This window comes from Marinobacter nauticus ATCC 49840 (assembly GCF_000284615.1).
Lineage (GTDB): Bacteria > Pseudomonadota > Gammaproteobacteria > Pseudomonadales > Oleiphilaceae > Marinobacter > Marinobacter nauticus.
This window is the reverse complement of sequence record NC_017067.1, coordinates 3,905,976-3,928,105: the sequence shown is the minus strand read 5'-3', so window position 1 is coordinate 3,928,105 and position 22,130 is coordinate 3,905,976. Positions and strand designations below refer to the sequence as shown.

Here is a 22,130-nt window from a genome sequence, read left to right as displayed (position 1 = left end):
AGGCAACCACCATGACCGATCCTCGCACACCCATCTTCTGGCGCGACGCCCGCATGCCCCTTGTGGAACTGCGCAAAGTCGAGGATGGGCGCGAGGTCTGTTATGCCCTGCACACCCACCGGCACTGGTCGATCGGCGCCATAACCGGCGGTGAAAGCACGTTCCTGTACCGCACCGACCAGTACCACGTTAGTGCCGGCACGCTGGTGTTGATGAACCCGGAATGGCCCCACGCCTGTAATCCCATTGATAACCAGCCCTGGGCGTATCTGATGCTGTATGTGGATACCGCCTGGCTGACCCGGCTCAGATTTGAAGCGGGCCTGTTGCCCAGCGAAGACTGGCAGGACCTGGACACGGCAGTGATCACCGACCCCCGCCAGTACCAGGACTACTGCACCATGGCCGATTGCCTGCTGGACCCGGGCCGGGACCTGCTGGAAAAGCAGAGCCGGGTTGCCGAATATCTGCTGGACCTGATGCAGAGCCTGGCGGAAGCGCCGGCCCGGGGCATTCCGCGCCCCTCGGGCACCCTGGCCGCGGTGGCTGAGCACCTGGACAGCCACTGTACCGACGAGGTATCGCTGGACGACCTGTGCCAGCTCAGTGGCTACAGCCCGGGGCATCTGGTGCGGGCGTTTCGGCAAAGCTACGGGTTAACGCCCCACGCTTACCTGATCAACCGCCGCATACAGCACGGCCAGAGCGAACTGAAACGTGGCGTGAGTATTGCCGACGCGGCCCTCAACGCCGGCTTTGCCGACCAGGCGCATTTCCAGAGAACCTTCAAACGCGTGGTGGCGGCCACCCCGAACCAGTATCGCCAGCCCTCAGTCCAGCAGCAGGAACACGCAACTTCCGGCAAGTAACAGCGCCAGAACCCGATTGAACCCGCGCAGGATTCGCGGTTGCTGCACCAGCCGGCGAAGCCCGGCCCCGACATACACCCAACTGGCCAGCGAGAGCCAGCAAATGGGCAGATACAGCCCCGCAAACAGCCAGAGCAGGGTGGTATTGCCGCGCTCGGTAAACGCGCTGATACCCGCCACCGAAGCAAGCCAGGCCTTGGGGTTCAACCATTGCATCAGGGCGCCGGTGACAAAGCCGGGGGCAGGGCGTGCCTCATCCTCACTGAGATGGCCATCGGCGGTGGCCAGCTGGTAGCTCAAGTACAGCAGGAAGGCCACGCCAGCCCAGCTCAACCAGCGCTCGAACCCGGGCGCGTGTTCCAACAGCGAATTCAGGCCCAGGCCCACCGCCATAAACAGGGCGATAAACCCCAGAGTGGCCCCGGTGACAAACACCAGGCCCTGAGACACCGGATAGCGCGTGCCACTGCTCAGGCACACCAGATTGACCGGCCCCGGCGACACCGAAGCCACCAGGGCGAAGGCCGACATCGGCAGGATAATAGACAGACTCATAGCATCAGCACTCTGTAAACCAACGGAGGCGCCCAGTGTGCACGGAGCCTCGTAACCGGTATTGAACAAAATTGCGGTGGCTCGCCGCCGGGCATTTGATTTATGTTTGAAAGACCCCGTACCCACCCAGACCGGATGAGGCCAATCCCATGAAAGTGGCGGTTTTCAGCACCAAGCCCTACGACGAACAGTTCCTGGCACAGGCGAACCAGGCCAGCCACCAGCATGAACTGGTCTTCCTGGAACCACGCCTGAATGCGGCCACTGCGGCACTGGCCAAAGGCTTCGACGCGGTATGCGTGTTCGTGAACGACCAGGTGGACGCCAACGTTCTGGAACAGCTGGCCGCCGGCGGCACCCGGGCCGTGGCCCTGCGCTGCGCCGGCTTCAACAACGTCGACCTGAAAGCTGCCGAACGCCTGGGCATCGCCGTGGTGCGGGTACCGGCGTATTCCCCCTACGCGGTGGCCGAACACACCGCCGCCCTGGTCCTGACCCTGAACCGGCAGATCCACCGGGCCTACCACCGCATTCGTGATGGCAACTTTGCGCTCGACGGCCTGCTGGGGTTCGATCTGCGGGGTCGCACCGTGGGTGTGGTGGGTACCGGCCAGATTGGCGTGGAAGTGGTGCGCATCATGCGCGGGTTCGGCTGCCGCGTGCTGTGTTTCGACCTGCACGCCAACCCGGAGGCGCAAACGCTGGGCGCGGAATATGTGAGCCTGGACGAACTGTTCCGGGAAGCAGACATTGTGACCCTGCATTGCCCGCTCACCCCGGACACCCATCACCTGATTGATGCCGCGGCCGTGGCCAAAATGAAAAAAGGCGTGATGCTGATCAACACCAGCCGGGGCGCCATGGTGGACACCGCCGCCATCATCGAAGGCCTGAAATCCGGCCAGGTGGGCTACCTGGGGCTGGATGTATATGAGGAAGAAAGCGACCTGTTCTTCGAAGATCTCTCCAATATCGTGCTGAAAGACGACGTGTTCGCCCGTTTGCTCACATTCCCGAATGTGGTCATCACCGGCCACCAGGCGTTTTTCACCCGCAACGCCCTGGAAAGCATTGCCCACACAACACTCAGCAACCTGACGGACCTGGAAACCGGCGGCGAGTGCGCCAACCGGGTGCTGGCCGCCAACGGCAGCACCTGAACTGAGACAAGCCGCCCGCGCCTTCGTACAATGCCGCCATGCCCAGACCCTTCTACAGAACCGGCCCCGACCACCGCGCCGGGGCACCGGTCAGCTTTCTAGACGTGCGCCGGCGGTTCCAGTTTCGATCCGTCGAGATTGGCCGCTGGGTAACCGAACCTGAAAAACAGCACAGTGCCGCCCTGTTCTACGACGCCCTGTGCGACCTGATGACCATCCTCGGCGGCACCGAAAGCCTGATCTCCCTGCGTGGCACTTTGGCCCTGCAATACGGCATTGGTGGCCGCCCCGGGGTGTCTGCCCATTACACCCCCGCCACCCGCAGCTTCGCCCTGGCCAAAAACGCCGGCCCCGGCAGCATCGCCCACGAATGGTTTCATGCCTTCGACCACTACATCGGCGACAAACTGTTCCCCAACATACCCCGGGGCCAGTTCGCCTCCCGCCAATGGCTCACCCGCCAGGACGCCATCCAGCACCCGCTGAACCAGCGCCTGCAAGCCTGTTACCAGGCCATCCTGCTGGACGACAGCGGCCAAAACCCCAGCCCCCTGTTCCGGAACTCCGCAAAAGCCGACAAAGCCGCCGGCGTGCACTACTACAGCCAGCCAGAAGAACTCTGCGCCCGAGCCTTCGAAGCCTTCATCCAGGACGCTGCAGTGAAGAACGCCTTTCTGGTGAAGGGCACCAAAGAGAGTGAAGAAGCCCGCCTGGGGCTTTACCCACAGGGCGAACAGCGCGACCGGATAAACGCCGCCTTCCGAACCTACTTCCATTCTCTGGGCCGCGCACTACAGCTAAAACCGGCCTAAAAACCGGAGTTATACGAACGCGTTCGCAAAACCCCGGGCAGGCTCCGGAAATTGTTGCTAACCTTCTGATAAGTTTGAAAAGGAAAAACAGGGCGGGCGGAGTTATACGCCCCCAACATGGAGCAGGGGTGGCTCGAACACGGGCGTATAACTCCGGCGGTAGCCGTGGTGGGTTCAGGTAATCTGCTGATTTTATTGGCGAAGCTTGGGTTTGCGAGCACCGCGAGTTTTGGAGTTATACGAATGCGTGTTATACGAACGGGTTCGTATAATTAGCTGTTGAACTAAACCGCTCCGCGGTAGCGGTGATACTGAGAATCTCCCCGGAATGGAGGTGATTGGAGGATACTTTTGAATGGCCCAAGTGGGCTTTTCAAAGAGGAGATGCCGCCATGACCCCCTTACGTCAGGCTATGATCCAGACCATGCGTCAGCATGGTTCTTCCCCGCAGACCCAAAAAAGTTATCTCTATATAGTCGCGGATCTGGCTCGATATTATCGTCGATCCCCGGACCAGTTGGAGGTCGGGGATCTGCAGACCTACTTTAATTACCTCGTCCAGGAACGTTCCCTGGCGCCGGCCAGTTGTCGGCTTTACCTGCATGGCATTCGGTTTTTGTATCTGCAGGTGCTGCATTGGGCAGACTTCGACGTGAACCTGGTGCTGCCCAAGCGACCACAGCGCATTCCTGAGTTACTGACTCGTCAGGACGTTGCAAGGATAGTGGGAGCCACCAAGAACCCCAAGCATCGGGCCTTGCTGTTGATCACGTATGGCTGCGGCTTGCGAGTGAGTGAAGTCGTGTCATTGCAAGTGAAGAACATCGACGGGGAGCGCCACCTGCTTCACATCCATCAGGGCAAGGGCGGTAAGGATCGCATGGTGCCCCTGACTGACGTGCTACTCGATGTATTGCGAGCGTATTGGTGCCTTGGCCGCCCCGTACTCTGGCTGTTTCCGAGTGAAGTACTGGTTGGTCAGCACCTGACCGCCACCACGGCCCAGAAGGTTTATCGTCACGCCAAGCGACTCAGCGGCGTGCAAAGACGCGGAGGGATACACGCACTGCGCCACGCCTATGCGACCCATCAGCTGGAACATGGTGTACCGCTCAACGAGTTACAGAAATATCTTGGGCACAGTGATCTGCGCACCACGGAGCGCTACCTGCACTGGTTGCCGGGAATATCCTCACAAAACCGTTCGCCTGCGGACTTGATCGCGGATCTGGGAGGTGCGTGATGGCCGGTTCAGTTACGGTCCAGTCGGCACTGACCCAGTTCCTCTCGACCGACTCATTGGACCGCCACCGTCGCAAGGTGTGCAGCCGACTGATGGATTGCCGCACAGCCCGGATGGGCGGTATGGAAATGCGTTGTGATCACTGCAAAGCACGAACCGTGCATTACTACGGTTGCCGGGACCGGCATTGTCCGCAATGCCAGAGTCGGGCTAGCCAACAGTGGTGTGAGCGCCAGCGTCGATCGCTACTGCCGGTACCCTACTTCCACCTGGTGTTCACCGTGCCCCACGCCCTGAATGGCTGGGTTCAGGTGCACCCGGAAGTGGTTTACCGTCGCCTGTTTGAGTCAGTTTGGAATACGCTCAGTCAGTTTGGCCATAAAACCAAACACTTGCAGGGTGAGTTGGGCATGACAGCCGTGCTCCATACCTGGGGGCAGAATCTGAGTCGCCACGTTCACGTGCATTGCCTGATTCCGGGCGGGGTGCTCACAGAGGCCGGAGAATGGCATGAGGCTAAACATCAATATCTGTTCCCCGTCAGGGCCTTGTCCCGCCGCTTTCGCGGCCGCATGGTATCGTCCCTCAGACGATCGGTCAGAACCGGCGAATTGCACAGACTCACGGAGCCTCAAGCCATCGACGACGTACTCAAAAAAGTGATGCAGCAGGATTGGGTGGTTTACGCCCGCCCTTGTCTGAATCAGGCGGAGACGGTGGTGGATTACCTGGCTCGCTACACCCACCGCATTGCTATCAGTAACGGTCGTTTGTTGTCACAGGACGGCGGCCGAATCATGATCCGCTATGTGGACTACCGGGAAGGAGGACGCCAGAAGAGCCTGCAACTGGAAGGGGCGGAATTTGTTCGACGGTTCCTCATGCATATCCTGCCCAAGGGCTTTATGCGGATTCGTCACTTTGGTTATCTGAGTAACCGAACCCGACGTCGCAAGCTGACGGCCATTCGTCAGGCCCTTCAAAAGCCACCCGAGGTCGATGTTGAAGTCAAGAATGGCTCGGAGTCCCAACGCAGCTGGCCGTGCCCTCGATGCGAGGATGGTGTGGTTTATATGGTTCGGCAGATTCCCCGGTTTAAAACCGTGGGTAGAGTGACGGGTTAGCCGCTTTCCCTGGCGGCTTCCTGTGAGCGCTACAGTTCCTGAGGAGCTGGGCTTCGACTCGGGCTGAGGCTGGCAATGAAAGAGACAGGGGGGTAGGCTGATCCAAACCACCCAGGGATGAGGCATTTTATGGGGACCATCAGGACGATAAGCACTTCTGCAGAGTACCTTTGCGGGCCTGAACCGCCATCCCGGTATCCGTTCAAAATTTACTTTACCCTTATACATTGTGTGCTGGCATTGGTGGCAGCGGCTTAGTCCAACCCACATTTAAAGGCCATGCTGCGCACGACCATTAAATGCTTCAGTGTTATGTGTCAAAAAGGTGAGTTGTGAAGTTACCTACCTACGAAGAGGATCATTACGTCTTGGATGACGGCGAAGTCATTCATGAACAGCATCCGGACACATTTTGGATCCCCGAAAAGTCCACCCGTGAGTCGTTAAGGGTAGGAGATTTAGTCAAATTGATTTTCAGTATGGAAGAAACGACGGGCTCAGAAGCAACCTCCGTCGAGAGAATGTGGGTCGAGGTAACTCAGGTTTATGAGGGGTATTATTTGGGAAGGCTGGACAATGAACCCTACGGCAGCGATTGCTTGAAATGTGACCAAGACGTGTTCTTTCAGTCTCGCCACGTCATCGATATTTACCAAGATGCCACATAACCAGCGGCAGCACGGCGACCGCTTTTCCGCCGCTTCGCGGCTCCAAACCGGCGCATGTGCCGGGCGTTAGGCCATACACCTTGGAGAGCACATGAATATTGAGGTCTGGGTCACGTTCGTTTTGGTGGCTGTCGTAGCTACGGCTATTCCGGGGCCCGCGATGTTACTCGTAGCGTCACATAGCATCAGTTGCGGTGTTGCAAAAACCGTTTTCACAATTTTGGGCAATATCACCGGGCTTACCATCCTATCCACGCTCTCCGTGCTTGGGCTCGGTTCACTACTTATTCACTCACCAATGGCGTTCACTGCCGTGAAAATTATGGGTGCCATTTATCTAATCTACTTGGGTATGAGTATGTGGAGAAAGGGCTTATCGCCTGTGAGCGCAAAGGCTAATGCTCACCGTAAAAATGTGACTTCATTGTATGCCCAGGGGGTCGCCGTCGCTCTCTCTAATCCGAAGGCAATATTATTTACAACAGCACTATTCCCCCAATTTATTGATCCTAATGCAAATTTATTGCCGCAATTTCTGTTACTTGTCATGACATTCATGTTTCTTTCGTTTTCATGCTTGATAGTTTGTGCAATTACAGTGGGTCGCACGTTCACGGCAATCAGCAGCGCCAAGCTATACAAATTTACAGGTAAACTATTTGGTGGCACATTCATAGGCGTGGGCGCTCTACTTGCAACCCTAAAAAATGGCTCAGCCTAACAAATGCAGGCACGGCGACGCCTACTACATTGCGCCTTCGGCTACATTCTGTAGGCGCGCATGCTGCAGGCGTTATATGCACAAGGAAGGTTAGGTGATAGACACGTATCTTTTCGACTGGGGGGGCACCTTAATGGTGGATTTCCCCGGAACTCCCGGAAAAATGTGTGATTGGAAGGTGGTCCAGGCCGTTGATGGTGCGCCGGAAGCATTAGAATTTTTGTCCCAGTCTGCAAAGATCTATGTCGCTACGGGAGCGGAGGAATCGTCCGAGTCCGAGATTAAAGGGGCGTTCAGTCGAGTCGGGCTAGATAAGTTTGTATCGGGCTATTTCTGTAAATCTAACGTTGGGCTTCCCAAAGGAAGTCCGGAATTTCTGGAAGCTATCTTGAACCGCTTGGGTTTGCCTGCCTCTCGAGCGGCAGTGGTAGGCGATAGCTTCGTTAAAGATATTAAGCCCGCAATGCGATTAGGCATTAAGCCCATCTGGTTGACCCAAGAAAATGCACCTCGGGGAACTGAGGTTCGGGTCATCAGGAGCTTGCGAGAATTGTGCATATAACCCATATGAGCCTTCTCTGAATCAATAGGCAATAGTGGTTTTTTGGCCGCGGCAGCGGCCAACCTAAACCCATGAGCGAGAACGCCTGCTTCGTCAGTCTCGTAGGGCTGTCAGGCACTCACAGCAAACACATATAGGGGCTCTCTTACGTGGCTTTAGACCACAGCCTAACCGGTCGTTCCATCGGTGGGTTAGGGGCACCAGACATTCATCGGTTAACCGATCACTGGCACTATTCAAGGATCTGGCTGCATAGCTCCAGTTAGGGTCAGGCTCAGGATCGGTGTAAGCGCACTGGCTCATGGTATTAAGGCACGCCCACGGGGTGGCTAATCAAAGCGACTGGCTTCAACGGCGGTGATAGAAGGCTGGTTTGGTATCGAGTACCAGTCAGCGGACACCCGGCTTTCGGTCATCATCCTGTTTGATCCAGTTAGACGTCATGCTCACCCCGTGGCGTGACTAACCCTTCAGGAATTGTTGTTCATCGAACACCCTCTGATGCTTGAGCATGAAGTAGGCAGCTCGGCCCAGCTTGTGGGCCAGCGCGGACAGCGCCTTGGGTTTGTTCATGCGTTTCTGGAGTTTCTGTAGATAGCGCTGGGCCTTGTCATTGCCCCGCAGGTACAACACCGCTGCTTCCGAGAAGGCCCACTTCAGGTGGGCATTGCCGATCTTGTTGCCCTGGGTTCCGTAAACCTTGCCGGCAGACTCGGCTTTGCATTTGATGAGTCGGGCGTAAGAAGCGAACTTCTGGACTGATTCAAAGCGCTGGATGTCGCCGATTTCGTAGAGAATGGTCAGCGCCAAGATGCGCCCCACACCGGGAATAGTCTTCAGCACACTCAGGGAAGTGGGATCGTGTTGTTTGGCCTGCTGTTCCAGGTGATCTTCCAGTTTGCTGAGTTCCCGGTGATAGCACTCGATGATCGCCAGGTCGAGATCGATGTTGTGTTGGACATCCCGGTTGGCAAACGTCGCCCGAACCTGTTCCCGGGCGCCGATATTCTTCAGGTTGGCCTTGTTGGGCGGCAGGTTGTATTGGCTCGTGGTATTCACCACATGGGCTTTGAGCATGGCCCCGTGTTGGACGATGCGGGTGCGTCGGCGTAACAAGTCGCGTGTGGCCCGCATCTCCTTGGGATAAACGTAGGCCAGGGGGAAATTGCCGCCCTTCATGAGCATGGCGATCTTGAAGGAATCGATGCGGTCGTTCTTGGTTTTACCGCCATGAATGGCTTTCATATACAAGGCATGGCCCAGGATAAAGTGAATGCTGTGTTCTTCACACAGATCCGAGATCCAGTACCAGCAGTGCATGCATTCGACACCGATCACCAGGTCATCACGAAACGGTTCAAGCAGGGCCAGAAGCGGTTCCGGGCGAGCTTTGATTTCTTTGTGCAGAAGTACCTCGCCCTGTTGGTCGATGATGCAGACATACAGGCTGCGGGCATGCAGATCGATTCCACAATAATGGCGGTGGGTGCTATGGTAAAAGTTCATGAGTCTTCTCCCTTGTAGTGCTTCGTCGCCTTCCAGCTTAGCGGGCAACCGCTGGGCTGGGGAGAAGGCTCAATCAGTATCAAGGTGGTCAACGGGACGCCAACTACGCGTTGCTCCGTTGGCGCCCATTACCACAGCGTGTGTGCCGGGCATGGCACTAGACTCGTCGGGTGAAAGTCCCGATACCAGGTATTCGCGGAGCCGAAGGTTAGCGGAAGGGCAAGGGCGTCATCGCGAGGTGGGGTCTGGAGGAAGCCCAACGCAAATTGGCGGGGCGACGAACAGGAACTGGATATGAGGTGTGACGTACTCGGGGCGAGCTGGCACGTGACAGCGAAGCCCTCCATCCGCAATGGGGTGCGTTTTATAAATCCAGCGTCTACGCTATGAAAGTCTAGTGTCTTACCCCGGGAGGTCTGTAGCGTGTTGAGGGATCAACTGAAGGGCGAGCGATCGTTCTTGATCGCGTTACAGAAGTCAGCAGAGGGCATAGTACTGTGGCCTACTCGGCGCGATGTTGACATCGCGAAGTGAATCGCGGCAGGAAGGCCTGAACGGTTGAGAGGAGGACAGGTTGTCTTGGTACAGAGGTATTGCACCAGACCTGGTGAAACCGCAGTAGGCTCGACAACATATAGGAATCCGGTTGGTGCTCTGTCGATTCATCAGACCAGAAAGGAATGTTTTGGCTGTGAGTCATGAAGACAGGTCACCAAAGTAATTAACCGAACCGCCGTGGTACGTGATCCGTATGCCCGGTGGTGTGGGAGGAGGGGTGCCGTGAGGCACCTCCCTATCCCGATTAAATAAGGACGCAAATGAGGATTGAGACAGTTTCTGACATTCTTCTTTGGGAAGACAAAGAAAGGGAGGCTGGCGGTGCTCAAATGTATCGCGGGCAATCTGATGCTGATTGGCCGCTCCTACCAGGAATATCTAGGTATTCTAAAACAACGCAGGATGGCTACGAGCGGCTGTGCGATATCGAACTAGATCTAATTGAAGATTTTGAGAAGTACTCTGTTCCTTATGAGGATCTCCGGTCACTGAGCTATGTACAGAAACTTGTTCATGCTCAACATCATGGCCTTCCTACCAGATTGCTAGACTGGTCTACAAATCCTTTAAAGGCGCTGTTTTATGCAGTTCAGGATGCCTCGTTTGATCACTGTGATGGCATCGTTTACGGATTCAGCCCGACCGCATGGTGTGATGCCACCAAAAGTGTGAAATTGGATCATTCACTGACTGTATTCTTTCCCGAACTTATGAATCAGCGTTTGGCGGCACAAGAGGGATGCTTCACTTCTTTTCCCCTAGAAGAGGCTGACAATTTTCAAGTTCCTGAACTCACCAAGGACAACTACTGCGGTGACGTTGATGTGTTAGTGTCTGCTCTTGTGCCCTCCGCTTGTAAACGGAAAATAAGAATTGAACTCTCTAAACTGGGTATTACTCACCGAACACTTTTCCCCGGGCTAGATGGATTGGCACGATGGCTCAAATCTGATCATGCTATCTACAGTATTTAACCATACGCTCCAGCCGACAGGTTTTTCGCTGTCACTTCAATCCTGCGGCTGACCTTCGCGTTATAAAGCTATAGTGGAGTCTCATGAAAATTGGCCGAAATGAGCCATGCTGGTGCGGATCTGGCGTGAAGTACAAGAAGTGCCATCTAGGCCGAGCCAAACAATCAGCAATTGGTAAAGAGCAAATACATAAGACCTTGAATTCATTTAATTCAAAAAAATGCTGTAGCGCCCCTTCCTCATTACATGGTGAGTGCACTACCAAAATCATCAAAGCTCACTCTGTATCTAAGAGTTCTTCTCTTAAAGAAATTGCGGTTAACGGTCATGTATTAACAACCTTCAGGGCTAAATATGATTTTAGTAAGTCCAGCAAAATTACGCCGAAGTCCGTAGGCATAAATCAGGCGTCCACCTTCACTGGATTCTGCTCTCGCCACGATAACGAGCTATTTTCTGCTATTGAAGATGAGCCTTTTGACAGCTCGGAATACCATTGTTTTTTGGTAGCTTACAGAGCAGTTGCTAGAGAGCTTTTTACCAAAGAGGCTGCCTCGAATGTATTTGGTTTGCTCAAAGATTTAGATAAAGGTAAATCTTTAGCTCATCAAGTAAAGATCCAAGAAATATCAAAACACTTTAGCGGAAACAATGACTTAACAATGGGGGATTTGTCTTATATTAAGGCTAAGCTCGATAACATGTTGCTCTCCAAAAACTATGATGGGCTAGAGCATATTGTATTTGAGTTAAATTACGCGCCAAGCGTAATGGCAAGTGCTGTTCTTGGATCAGAGATTGACTTTAATGGTGGTGTTCTTCAAACACCATCCAGCGATCAAAATGATATTCCAGATTATTTGTCTATAAACTCTTTCGCGAGTCAAGGGCATGGTTACATAGTTATATCTTGGCTTTCCGAACATTCTACATGCAGCAAGAAATTAATCACCCAGCTACTAAAGAAAGAGTCAATATCCAATTCTCTAGCTATGTTTATGTTCGCTTTGATAGAGAATATTTACATGTGTCCTGCTTGGTGGGAAAGGTTAGGTGAAGAATTACAAAACTACGTTTGTGATGTTTATTCACAAGGTGTAAGCAAGCATACTGACGTTGATGTTCTTGTTTCAGTTCCAGATATAAAAATTGCACCAGTATCAAAGTGGATTACTGTTAACTGTGAAAGTTTCGCTTTATAACAAGGCCGTCAACCATCGCCCACTTCGTGGGCTGGACCTCCAAACCACTGCGTGGTTTTCCGGCCGGTTACGGCGGCGTTAAATTTGAGGGAGCCTGTGCAAGAAAATAGTTCGGGATTCGTAAGCACGCTGGAGTCACTTGCCCAAGCTTTTGTTGTTGCTTCGGTGCTGTGGATACTCTTTCTGGTCGTGGCTTGGCCCTTCATTCAAGTGTCGAGACTTGTTTTTTACGTAGTTTCCCTTGGAGCTATCAAACCGACGTATCGACAATCTCTGGAGCATCAGGGGATCGTGGGTTTGGCGATTCTGATTTTTGTGCCGCTTCTTTTCTATGTGCACATCGTTTACGGGGCAAGGCTCTATGGCAATCAGTCAGGCTGAATTTAACCAGTCAATTAAGTACGTTCCGGCCTGAGGCCTCCACCGGACGCCCCTGTCGGGCCGCCGCTTATTTCAGCTACATGGACTCCCCCTGCGGTCAAGCAACGCCATTTGATTCCGAAGCGGTTTGAGACTGCAGCTCTACATTCGGCCTCTGTGTGGGCGCTTTTGCCCGGGCCAGGATGATGATGCGTGTGAGTGATGACCTCATTCGTTAGTCGGCTTTTATCAGCCACAGAACTAAACAGGTTCAATCACTCTCGGTCTGACCGTTCCGTCATCGCTTGCCGTTGCAAGACTCGGCTGGCAGGCGTGTTCTGCCTGTCGTTGTTGCCCGTTATCAGCCCTCTGCAGGCTGTGTTTTAAACTCGGTTTGGTTCATCAACAGCGCCCAGATAATCCGGGCATTCTTGGCGGCCAATGCCACGGCGGCTCGTTTGTAGCCGCGGCGTTCCACCAATCCTTTGGCCCACTCGCTGAGTTGATCGTGTTTGTCAGCGAGTTTGGCAATCACCGCTCGGGTGCCATGGATTAATAATGTTCGCAGGTACTTGTCCCCCCGTTTAGTGATTCTACCCAGCCGGGGCTTGCCTCCGGTCGAGTATTGCCTGGGTACGAGCCCGAGCCAGGCGGCAAAGTGTCGCCCGCTTTTGAACTGTCTGGGATCCGGCGCACTGGCCAATATCGCGGTGGCTGTTTGGGGGCCGATGCCCGGAATGGCCATTAACCGTTTGGCCTGTTCGTCGCGCCGGGCCGTGGCTTCGATTTCCCGGTCATAGGCCAGGATCTCCTCATCGAGCTGGAGAATGCGCTGGTTGATGTTGTTGAGTAAACGCCGGGCCAGCATGGGCAAGCCGTTTTCGGCATCTTCCAGGATTTCCGGAATCCGATGGCGAGCGTGATAACGGCCCTGAGGAATGATCAGTCCGAACTCGGCCAGCAGCCCGCGAATCTGATTGATCTGTGCGGTGCGTTCTTTGGTCAGCCCACGGCGGATGCGGTGCAGGCACAGCGCGGCTTGTTGATCTTCGGTCTTGATCGGGACAAAGCGCATGTTGGGCCGACTGACGGCTTCGCAAATGGCCTCGGCATCGTTGTCGTCATTCTTGCTGCTCTTGCGATACGGAGCGACAAAGCGGGGCGCAATGATCCGGGCATCGTGGCCGAGTTTGGTTAACTCCCGAGCCCAGTAATGGGCACCGGAACAGGCCTCCATGCCGATCAGGCACGGAGGCAGTTGTGCGAAGAACGCCAGCAGTTTGGGACGATTGAGCCGTTTGCGAACCACGACCTTGCCGTGTTGATTGGTGCCAGGAATACTGAACACAGTTTTCGCCAGATCGATGCCGATGGTTGTAACATTCATGATGACTCCTCCTGCTTTCGCTTGAAGACTTTGACACCTTCAATGTGGCACATCGATGCCGAGGGAGCATGGGGAGTCCATATCATTCGTTATGCAATCGCTACAAGGGTTCAGTAAGTGCAAATCGAGACAAATATAAGCCAAAAAGATTTTGAGGCCTATCAGCATTATGTTGTGGCGGCTCTTTCATCGGGAACGGCCCCAGGAAAACAAAAATTTTCTTATCTCAACTTTTGTTTTCTGGTCATTTATGCAGCATATTTCGTGTTTTTGCTTGAGTTCTACGGCGGCGAACATCAGAGTTTTGACTGGGTAACGGGGGGTACTGCAGCTTTCCCGTTCCTGGTTTTGATAATCTATTTTCTGGTTGTTAGCGCCAGGCAGATGCGTAGTTATATGCCGTTGGAAAACGGCGTGGTGCTTGGATCGCATATATATGAAGTAGGAGAGAGTGGAATAGGTGAGCAGGCCAAGAGCTATAGCTCGTTTACAGAGTGGGGCGCCGTTAAATCATTAGCAGTCAACCAGGACCACATCTATCTGTTTTTGGATACTATGGTCGCACACATAATTCCCAAAAGGTCATTTGCAGATCAAACTGAAGAAAATGAATTCGTCAGTTTTGCGAACCGAAAGATCGAGGGTCACCATGCATAACCAATGGGTGAAGTCCACCGGTACTACGCTGCGCTCCGCACCGGCGGCTTAGCCCAGGCGTTATGAGTAAATTGAGGAAAGTTGGGTGCCTTTGATTCTTGTATTTGCTCTATTGTTGTTGGTATTCGTCCTATTCAGGTTCGACATCATCGTGCTTGACCGGCAGGTGTTCGGGTTTCAGGTCAATCCAATCTTGCGACGTGGAAGGATTCGCAATATTCGGGAGTACAAGATCATGCACAACTACATCGAAATGCTCTTCGAGCGAGATCCAGACCTCTTTAACGAAAGCCCCGATACAGCAAGACTAAATACTTTGATGAATGCATACGACAGTGAAAGCTCATAACAAGGCCAGGCACGCGACGCCTACTGCATTGCGGCTTCGCCTCCATTCCGTAGCCGCGCATGCTGGCTGGCGTTAGAAACAAGGCAGAATTTACCGTGATTGATGCACTCATCAGAAACCTGCAAGCAGATATCGCGCTGCTTCAAACCTACATTGTCCAACGCCAAAAGGCTGGCTTCTATGACATGGAGCGGATGCTTGAGGCATTATCCATTCATATGTTTCGCGCACTCAATATCGGGGAGTTAGTTAACAAGAATCAGCTAACGGTTAATTTTCCTGCAATTGACTTGGCGGACGACAAAAAAAAGATTGCCGTTCAAGTTACGTCGAATGCGAGTCCGGCAAAGATTGACAAGACAATCAAAGCCTTCGAGACAAAAAACGATGCTGGCGTTAGCCTGAAAGACAGCTACTCAACGCTTTATATTTTCGGGTTCTGTAGGTCATCAAAACACACCGTCCCAACCTACTGCAAAGTGATTAATCCGAGCTATTTCATTGGGGAACTTTGCGACAAGGCGGATGAAGATCAAATACAAAACATGCTAAACGCTGTACGGCGGCATCAAGATTATTCGTCATTGCATCCTTGGAATGATAAGGACTCTCTTGAAATTATTCTGAATACTATTAATCGCAACGCAATCAAGCACATGATGTCATGTGAAGGCAATATTACCGACATGACCCAAGGACTTCGAGAAATATCCGAGTTGATTGCTAAGGGGGCCATTCGAGGAAAAGAGCGGGCAAAGTCAATATCTGACTTCGATGATCAATCCATGATTAAATTTCTCCGAGATGTAATGGACGCCGTCTCTGATATTCAAGCGATAGTGAATAAGTCAAAAGTTGGCCAGGGAGATTTCGTGGCAATTGATTACGACGGAATGATGAAGATTGATGAATTAAAAGTAGAGATTTCCAAAAAATCATCCAAGATAGCCAAATTGCACCAGATCGACATCGAGATCAATCCAAAAGGTTTCTAACATGGCGCTCAACCTCGCTCTGGACTTCCCCTGATGTAGTGGACACGCATCGCTAACCCCGAATATACCCACAAACAGGAAACACCTTATATAGCTAGGGAAACCCCTAACATGAGGGTGCTCCATAAACCACGGAGGGATTGTATGGAAATCAAGTGTATTTCAGGTTTTGCGTCCATAACCAAAGACCCTGCGGCCAGTGCCTCTCTGTATGAGGATGCGCTGGGCCTGCCGCTGGAGAAGATGGACGACTATCGCTTCATGGATAAATTCCCCGGAGCGAACCATTTCGGAGTATGGCCCCTTTCGATGGCAGCGAACTCTTGTTTTGGCCAGGAGGAATGGCCCGGCCATATTCCTGAGCCGACGGCGACCATTGAATTCGAGTTGGCGGATGCGGCGGCTGTAGAGGCGGCAGTGCAAGAGATGAAGGAAAGGGGGCAGGAATTCGTTCATGAAACCCGCACTGAACCCTGGGGGCAGACAGTGGCAAGGTTTATGAGCCCCGAGGGTGTGTTGGTTGGCCTGAGTTATGCGCCATGGCTTCATGAATAGGCGGCGAACTGTAGCGTCAAAGCGGATGAGGTTTTCCGCTGATGCTCCAACGCCAACCGGCTACGCCGGGTGTTATAAATGGTAGGGAAACTCGCATGATCAATAAGGCAGTTTTAGTTCTTTTGTTTCTACTATCAGGACCAGCTCTCGCTGAGGAAAAACCGCCTGAGCTTTGGTCATGGTTTAAAGATCTGAACAAATCCAAAGAGGCTTGTGAGATACAGAGCTCGTATGCCCTGCAAGTCCTGGGTCTGGAGAATCAGGTTGAGAATGAATATGGAATATACGGGAACGTAAAGTCGAACCGTGTTGTGGTTAAATGTATAGAAATATCGCCTAATCAAAGCAAGCTCATGGTTGCGGTTGCCGGCTACAACAGGGATTCGGTTGAGCTTGTGAGAAATAAAATTATTGATTCAATTCAGTAGGATATAGCCTTTTCAGGGCTAGGTATCGCGACGCCTGTGGCATTGAGGCTTCGCCTTCATTCCTTGGGCGTGCATGCTTTCGGCGGGTTATGACCTGTGTTGCCCATGAGGATGGTGAGCTGTGAAAGAGCAATATCTTTGTGTCTCCTGTGAACGTTCCTTCCCTACAGGAGAGGCTGTTGACGGCGGTGATCAGGGTTTTCGGAATGGTTTTCTCTGTCCTTTTTGCCGCGCCAATTTGAGTGAGGCAGTTGAGTCAGACGACATCCTTCATCTACGGTTCGGCCCCGTCTATTATCTGGCCATGATTTTGGTGTTTTTGGTGGTCATTGGAGAGGTGGTTCAGATTCCGGTCAGTTCAAACTCATACATCAACGATTTTTGCACTTTCATACTCCTGTCTGCGATCCCCACTGTCCCGTTTCTAATCGTGAACCGGAAATCCGTTTTTGGAACCAGGACAATCTACACTCGTAAAATTGATAGCCAGTAGCGGAAACGCGGTGCCACTGTCGCTGGCGACCCACTGCGCCGTCCCCAAGCAGGCATAGGGCGGCATCCACGAAACGTCCTTTGTGCCCCGCCGTATGCCGCCCCGAATGGTTTCAGCCTCTATCAGTAGGCGCCTTCACTGTATATCAGCTCGTAGCTGTGGCTGTAGATCTCTACGATATTCCCAAACGGGTCTTCCATGTAGATCATGCGGTAGGGCTTCTCGCCCGGGTAATAGTAGCGAGGTTTTTCCATGCGCTTTTTACCACCCGCAGCCACAATCCGCTCTGCCAGTTCCTCGACGTTCGGGTCTTGAACACAGAAGTGAAAGACCCCGGTTTTCCAATACTCGAAATTGTCTTCCGGGTTGGTCTGGTTCTTGAACTGAAAAAGCTCCACGCCGATCCGATCGCCTGTCGACAGGTGGGCGATACGGAAGCTGCCCCAGCCCGCGCCGAAGACATCGGTGCACATTTCTCCGATGGCGCTGTCGTCCTCTTCGATCTCGGTTGGTTCCATGATCAGGTACCAGCCCATCACCTCTGTGTAGAACTTTACGGCTTGCTCAAGGTCGGGCACGGAGATGCCGATGTGTGAGAAATTTCTTGGGTAAACGTTGTTCATTTCCTGTCCTCCTTTGTTAAGGCTGAGAGCAGGTTACACACGATCATTGATCAGATAAAATTATCATTTATTCTTTAAAAGATTACGCAATGTAATGATAAATACGACATGGTTGCGCACCTTTTGCACTCTGGTGGAAGTTGGTCATTTCACCCGTACGGCGGAACGCCTGCATATGACACAGTCGGGCGTCAGTCAGCATATACGTAAGCTTGAGGAGCAACTGGGTGCCGAATTGCTGGTGCGGCAGGGTAAACAGTTTTCTCTATCCGGTGCCGGCGAGAGGCTTTATGCAGAGGCGCAGGGCATCCTCTTTGCGTTGTCGAATCTGGAACAGACAATCGCAGAGGACCCGCCTTTCGAAGGCAGTGTGCGGATCATGTCTCCGGGCAGTGTCGGGCTGAAACTTTACCCACATCTGTTGGCGCTACAGCGCAAGCACCCGAAGCTGATCATTGATTACCGGTTTGCGCCGAATCCCGATGTGGAAAAGGCGATTGCCGGGTCGAGTGTGGATCTTGGGTTCATGACGTCGAGATCGACGTTGGCGGACGTAAGCTGCACGCCTGTGGCGCACGAAGCGCTGTTGCTGGTAACACCTGCATCCATCGAAGAACCGGACTGGGACACGTTGATGAACCTGGGGTTTATCGACCACCCGGATGGGAGTCATCACGCGAGTTTGCTTCTCGGTGCCAATTACCCTCAGTTCCAGCACAGTAACCTGTTTCCGAAGAAAGGGTTCTCAAACCAGATTGGTCTGATTCTGGAGCCAGTGAGCATGGGCTTGGGTTTTACCGTTCTGCCCGCGCATGCGGTAGAGGCCTTTGAGAAGCCCGGTCAGATCAGAGTTCATCCCCTCGCCAACCCGGTGAGCGAAACGCTGTATCTCTGCGTTCCCCGGCATCGGGCCCTGGCGGCGAGAATGAAGACGGTTATTGCTGAGGCAAAACGGTGGATTTAGTCCGGCTACGGGCCCCTACTTTTCGGGCCTATGGCTGCGCACTCAGCATCTGCCCCGGTTGAACGTTCTGGCCTTCCGTTACCAGATCGACAACGCGGTTACGCCCCTGTTTTTTGGCGGCGTACAGCGCGTTGTCCGCACGGTGCAGCACGGCACTCCACTCGCGGTCACTGGAATCGTAGTGAGCCACTCCGAAACTGGCCGAGAGCGTTAAACAGACATCATCACCAATCGTGATCTGGGTGTCTGCCGTTTTGGCTCTGAGTTTCTCCGCCACCTCTAATCCCTGCTCGGTGTCTTTACCAGGCAACAACAGAACAAATTCTTCGCCCCCGAAACGCGCCACCACGTCATGCTTTCGTATGTGCTCTTTGAGCGTATTGGCAAAGCGTCTCAATACCTCATCGCCTACATGATGGCCGTACTCGTCGTTCACGTTTTTGAAGTGATCCAGGTCGCACATGATAATGGCGAAAGGTGCACCTGAACGCTGCGCTCGGCTGAACTCAATGTCACAACATTCGTCGAATGCCCGCCTGTTGTAGAGCCCCGTTAAAGGATCAATTCTGGCGATTTCGGAGAGTTCATCCTGCAATTCATCGGAAGCCATCCATATCGTGCAGAAGGACGATAAAATAACCAAAAACTCTCCCGCAACAATCGCCAATGCACTAAGCCACCCGGCGTTCATGAAGTCTTCAGGCGGTACTTCGTAAAACGACCGAAAAAACCGGAAAATAAAGAATGCGCTCACCAGCAAAAACATGACGATAAGCATTTTGCCGGCCATACGGTTATGGCTTTCGCGATGTCGTAAAAATCCGGTGGCACCAATCAGGCAGGCAGCTGCAAAAACAATAGAGAAGGCCTGAATGCGCAGGTTTACATCTGGAATATGAAAGGTATAAACGTACATTAAAACCGCCAGCACCAGCACCAGTGTGGTGCTCAGCCAGCGTTCATGGCGCAGAGAGATACCGCGAAAACGAAACAGCCCTCTGTATATCAACACTACTCCTATAATGATTGCGGTATTGGCAAGCACTATGGAAACAAAATCGTAAATAAAATGGCGCAGGCCAAGCAGCACACAGCCACCACCAATCAGAAGATAACCTGCGCCCATGGTCCGGATTCCAGAGAACTTGGCATGCTCTCTTGAGTAGGCAAACATACCAAGACCGAACACCAGGCTGAACAACATCAATGTCAGGCTCAGGGTGCGAAAATCAAGCTGAATAGCCATGGGCTTTCCTGTAAAAAATGGCAGCAGCGCCTGCGCTCCACTGAGGCCCATTGTAGCCGTTAAGCCTGCGCCATGCAGCCTGTTGGTGGTGCCTTTGCCGAAGCTTTGCATGCACGCGAACACAGGTTGATACCTTGAATACTGAAGGGAGGGAATGCGATGACGGATTATGTTGGCTCTTGCCTGTGTGGCGCCGTGAAGTTCGAGGTGCACGGAGACTTCGACAGCTTTTACCTGTGTCATTGCCGGTATTGCCAGAAGGACACCGGGTCTGCCCATGCGGCAAACCTGTTCTCCCAGTCGGCCCGGCTGGTCTGGCTGGCGGGTGAGGAGGCCGTGGCCTCTTTCACGCTCCCGGGTACCCGGCACCAAAAGTGCTTTTGCCAAACCTGTGGTTCGGCTGTGCCCAATACTCATATTCCGGGTTTGCTGGTGGTGCCCGCCGGGTGTTTGGATACGGAGCTCTCCCGGGAGCCGACGGCGCATCTGTTTACGTCGAGCCGGGCAGCCTGGGATCGCGCGCTGGGCAATGTGCCTGAGTTCCCGGGTTTGCCGAAGGCGACATGACGCGGGCTATCGGTTGGAAGGACGGCGGATGATGATCACGGTTTTGCTGAAGGGGTTGGTGGTCTGGGGCGGTATTCTGGTGCTGGCCATCGCCAATGGCGTTCTGCGGGAAGCGGTTTTGGAACCGGTATTCGGCAGGTCGGTTGCGCTGGTGCTGAGCGGTATTCTGCTTTCACTGCTGATTATTGGTATGGCCTACGTTGCCTTGCCCTGGCTGAATGTCCGTCACCTGGCGGGGCTCTTTGGCCTGGGCGTGGCCTGGTTGGTGCTTACGTTGGTGTTCGAGTTCTCCTTCGGGCTCTGGCAGGGGAAATCCCGGGCAGAGTTGCTGGAGGCCTACACCTTCAGGGGCGGTAACCTCTGGCCCATGGTTCTTGCGGTGACCGCGCTTGCTCCCTACCTTGCTGCCAGGCTTCGCCTGGTTGCTGCTTCAGACAGACCTGCGTTTTCTGTATTCGTCCGGAGTTACCCCGAACCATCGCTTGAACGCGCGCCGGAAATTGGCGCTGTCGTGGTAGTTCATCAATTCCGCAATGGCCTCTACCGCCAACGGGCTGTCACGCAGGTAGCCTGCCGCCTGCTGTGCAAGCACCTGATCCCTCAGTGCCCGAAAACTCGTTCCTTCTGCGTTCAGTCTCCGTGCCAGTGTTCGTTTGCTGAGGAACAACTGCGCGGCGATCTCGTCTTCACACAGGGCCCCGGGCGGGGTCGACAACATCGCTTTCTGTACTTGGGCACGGTATCCGCTGTCGTTAGCCTTCAGCTGATCCAGCATGGCCTGGCATTGTTTCAGCGCCAGCTGGTAGTTCTCGTGATTGGCCGAGGCATTCGGCACTTTGCACACCGGGAGGGGCAGCTCCAGAGCAATCACGGGTGACCGGAACTGCACGGTGCAGGGCAGATAACGGCCGTAGAGTTCGCTGTAAGCGGGCTCAGCGTGGCCAAAGGCCAGCACGGCCTCATGCAGGGGGCGGCCGATGATGAACTCGGCGGTGTCGAAGAAAATCACGGCGAACGCTTCACTGAGCAGACGTTGCAGGGAAGCGGTCAACGCCAGGTTGAAGGAACAGGTCACCGTCAAACGCTGATTGCGAATGCTCAGGTCCAGTTTTGCCAGGTTCAGTCGGGTGGGTAGAAAGGTCTGGAAGGCCTTGAGGGCGGTGAGCAGATCCGGGCTGCTGTTCACCAGAAACCCCATCGCTCCGTGGCTGGGCGAGGTCATTCGCTGGCCCAGCCGTAGCCCCAGGGCCTCGTCGCCGGCCAGGGTGAGGCTGTTCTGCAGTACCTGGACCTGCTGAATCGGGGTCAGCAGGGTGTCTTCCTGTAACAACTGATTCACGGTCAGGCCGGTGCCATGCAGCAGTTTGCGCAACTCCCGAGGCTGAAGGCCCAGTTCCCGCGCGATCAACCGGCTGTAATTTGAGGGAATACACGCCCTGTCCGGGTTGGTGGTCAGCATGGCGTTAACGGCCTCCGTCTGGGCTCAGGAAGGAGAGGTCGCGGCGCAGGGTCACGACAATCAGAGTGTCTTGAAATGACTCCCCTGTGTCA

23 protein-coding genes are annotated in these 22,130 nt (G+C 53.9%); 17 read left to right on the top strand and 6 right to left on the bottom strand.

Annotated features, from left to right (window positions below):
* The first annotated feature begins 11 nt into the window (after positions 1-11).
* Positions 12-869, top strand: coding sequence for an AraC family transcriptional regulator (locus MARHY_RS18085; protein ID WP_041655687.1), 858 nt, complete (start codon positions 12-14; stop codon positions 867-869).
* On the opposite strand, the gene MARHY_RS18080 is transcribed toward MARHY_RS18085, so the two are convergent.
* Positions 831-1,424, bottom strand: coding sequence for a LysE family translocator (locus tag MARHY_RS18080; RefSeq protein WP_193364629.1), 594 nt, complete (start codon positions 1,422-1,424; stop codon positions 831-833). The genes MARHY_RS18085 and MARHY_RS18080 overlap by 39 nt on opposite strands.
* A gap of 149 nt (positions 1,425-1,573) precedes the next feature.
* Here MARHY_RS18080 and MARHY_RS18075 point away from each other — a divergent pair, with 149 nt between their 5' ends.
* From MARHY_RS18075 to MARHY_RS19125, 7 genes are all read left to right on the top strand, one after another.
* On the top strand, positions 1,574-2,584 hold the full coding sequence (locus tag MARHY_RS18075) for a 2-hydroxyacid dehydrogenase (protein ID WP_014423109.1): 1,011 nt from the start codon (positions 1,574-1,576) through the stop codon (positions 2,582-2,584).
* 38 nt (positions 2,585-2,622) lie between these two features.
* A complete protein-coding gene (locus MARHY_RS18070) occupies positions 2,623-3,396 on the top strand; it encodes a CLCA_X family protein (protein WP_041655284.1) in 774 nt (257 codons plus the stop codon).
* 392 nt (positions 3,397-3,788) lie between these two features.
* On the top strand, positions 3,789-4,640 hold the full coding sequence (locus tag MARHY_RS18065) for a tyrosine-type recombinase/integrase (RefSeq protein WP_041655282.1): 852 nt from the start codon (positions 3,789-3,791) through the stop codon (positions 4,638-4,640).
* Positions 4,640-5,764, top strand: a complete 1,125-nt coding sequence (locus MARHY_RS18060) for an IS91 family transposase (RefSeq protein ID WP_041655279.1) — start codon at positions 4,640-4,642, stop codon at positions 5,762-5,764. Before MARHY_RS18065 ends, MARHY_RS18060 begins: the two co-directional genes overlap by 1 nt.
* Positions 5,765-6,132: 368 nt before the next feature.
* A complete protein-coding gene (locus MARHY_RS18055; RefSeq protein WP_197535987.1) occupies positions 6,133-6,432 on the top strand; it encodes a DUF2314 domain-containing protein in 300 nt (99 codons plus the stop codon).
* Positions 6,433-6,523: 91 nt separating this feature from the next.
* Entirely contained in the window at positions 6,524-7,153 is a 630-nt protein-coding gene (locus tag MARHY_RS18050; RefSeq protein WP_041655270.1) for a LysE family translocator, read from the top strand.
* 133 nt (positions 7,154-7,286) lie between these two features.
* A complete protein-coding gene (locus MARHY_RS19125) occupies positions 7,287-7,715 on the top strand; it encodes an HAD family hydrolase (RefSeq protein WP_050999057.1) in 429 nt (142 codons plus the stop codon).
* A 462-nt stretch (positions 7,716-8,177) separates the two neighbouring features.
* Here the strand turns inward: MARHY_RS19125 and MARHY_RS18040 are convergent, their stop codons facing one another.
* Positions 8,178-9,221 (bottom strand): IS110 family RNA-guided transposase, encoded by a 1,044-nt coding sequence (locus tag MARHY_RS18040; protein ID WP_041655267.1) that lies wholly within the window; start codon positions 9,219-9,221, stop codon positions 8,178-8,180.
* 818 nt (positions 9,222-10,039) lie between these two features.
* On the opposite strand from MARHY_RS18040, the gene MARHY_RS18035 reads away from it, so the two are divergent.
* From MARHY_RS18035 to MARHY_RS18030, 3 genes are all read left to right on the top strand, one after another.
* Entirely contained in the window at positions 10,040-10,753 is a 714-nt protein-coding gene (locus MARHY_RS18035; RefSeq protein WP_014423099.1) for an FRG domain-containing protein, read from the top strand.
* An 83-nt stretch (positions 10,754-10,836) separates the two neighbouring features.
* Complete coding sequence (locus tag MARHY_RS18665) at positions 10,837-11,955, top strand: YecA family protein (protein WP_081496580.1); 1,119 nt, start codon at positions 10,837-10,839, stop codon at positions 11,953-11,955.
* Positions 11,956-12,051: 96 nt separating this feature from the next.
* Positions 12,052-12,336, top strand: coding sequence for a hypothetical protein (locus MARHY_RS18030; protein WP_158011903.1), 285 nt, complete (start codon positions 12,052-12,054; stop codon positions 12,334-12,336).
* 340 nt (positions 12,337-12,676) lie between these two features.
* Here MARHY_RS18030 and MARHY_RS18025 read toward each other — a convergent pair whose 3' ends face one another.
* Positions 12,677-13,702 carry an IS110 family RNA-guided transposase gene (locus MARHY_RS18025; RefSeq protein ID WP_014423096.1) on the bottom strand — a complete coding sequence of 342 codons (1,026 nt, stop codon included), beginning with the start codon at positions 13,700-13,702 and terminating at the stop codon, positions 12,677-12,679.
* Positions 13,703-13,819: 117 nt separating this feature from the next.
* On the opposite strand from MARHY_RS18025, the gene MARHY_RS18020 reads away from it, so the two are divergent.
* The 4 genes from MARHY_RS18020 (at position 13,820) to MARHY_RS18000 (ending at position 16,686) form a co-directional block, all read left to right on the top strand.
* Positions 13,820-14,359, top strand: a complete 540-nt coding sequence (locus MARHY_RS18020; protein WP_014423095.1) for a YcxB family protein — start codon at positions 13,820-13,822, stop codon at positions 14,357-14,359.
* Between the two features lie 444 nt (positions 14,360-14,803).
* The gene (locus MARHY_RS18010; protein ID WP_041655682.1) at positions 14,804-15,703 is read left to right on the top strand and encodes an SMEK domain-containing protein; all 900 of its coding nucleotides are present in this window, start codon (positions 14,804-14,806) and stop codon (positions 15,701-15,703) included.
* A 144-nt stretch (positions 15,704-15,847) separates the two neighbouring features.
* On the top strand, positions 15,848-16,258 hold the full coding sequence (locus MARHY_RS18005; RefSeq protein WP_041655261.1) for a VOC family protein: 411 nt from the start codon (positions 15,848-15,850) through the stop codon (positions 16,256-16,258).
* 95 nt (positions 16,259-16,353) lie between these two features.
* Entirely contained in the window at positions 16,354-16,686 is a 333-nt protein-coding gene (locus MARHY_RS18000; protein WP_014423091.1) for a hypothetical protein, read from the top strand.
* A 615-nt stretch (positions 16,687-17,301) separates the two neighbouring features.
* On the opposite strand, the gene MARHY_RS17990 is transcribed toward MARHY_RS18000, so the two are convergent.
* Positions 17,302-17,802, bottom strand: a complete 501-nt coding sequence (locus MARHY_RS17990) for a lactoylglutathione lyase family protein (RefSeq protein ID WP_014423089.1) — start codon at positions 17,800-17,802, stop codon at positions 17,302-17,304.
* A gap of 94 nt (positions 17,803-17,896) precedes the next feature.
* On the opposite strand from MARHY_RS17990, the gene MARHY_RS17985 reads away from it, so the two are divergent.
* Positions 17,897-18,766, top strand: a complete 870-nt coding sequence (locus tag MARHY_RS17985; RefSeq protein WP_014423088.1) for a LysR family transcriptional regulator — start codon at positions 17,897-17,899, stop codon at positions 18,764-18,766.
* A 28-nt stretch (positions 18,767-18,794) separates the two neighbouring features.
* Here MARHY_RS17985 and MARHY_RS17980 read toward each other — a convergent pair whose 3' ends face one another.
* Positions 18,795-20,123, bottom strand: coding sequence for a GGDEF domain-containing protein (locus MARHY_RS17980; RefSeq protein ID WP_226374364.1), 1,329 nt, complete (start codon positions 20,121-20,123; stop codon positions 18,795-18,797).
* A gap of 48 nt (positions 20,124-20,171) precedes the next feature.
* Here MARHY_RS17980 and MARHY_RS17975 point away from each other — a divergent pair, with 48 nt between their 5' ends.
* Positions 20,172-20,579, top strand: a complete 408-nt coding sequence (locus MARHY_RS17975) for a GFA family protein (RefSeq protein WP_014423086.1) — start codon at positions 20,172-20,174, stop codon at positions 20,577-20,579.
* A 430-nt stretch (positions 20,580-21,009) separates the two neighbouring features.
* Here MARHY_RS17975 and cypR read toward each other — a convergent pair whose 3' ends face one another.
* Positions 21,010-22,038 carry a transcriptional regulator CypR gene (gene cypR / locus MARHY_RS17970; RefSeq protein WP_014423085.1) on the bottom strand — a complete coding sequence of 343 codons (1,029 nt, stop codon included), beginning with the start codon at positions 22,036-22,038 and terminating at the stop codon, positions 21,010-21,012.
* Positions 22,039-22,130 lie beyond the last annotated feature (92 nt).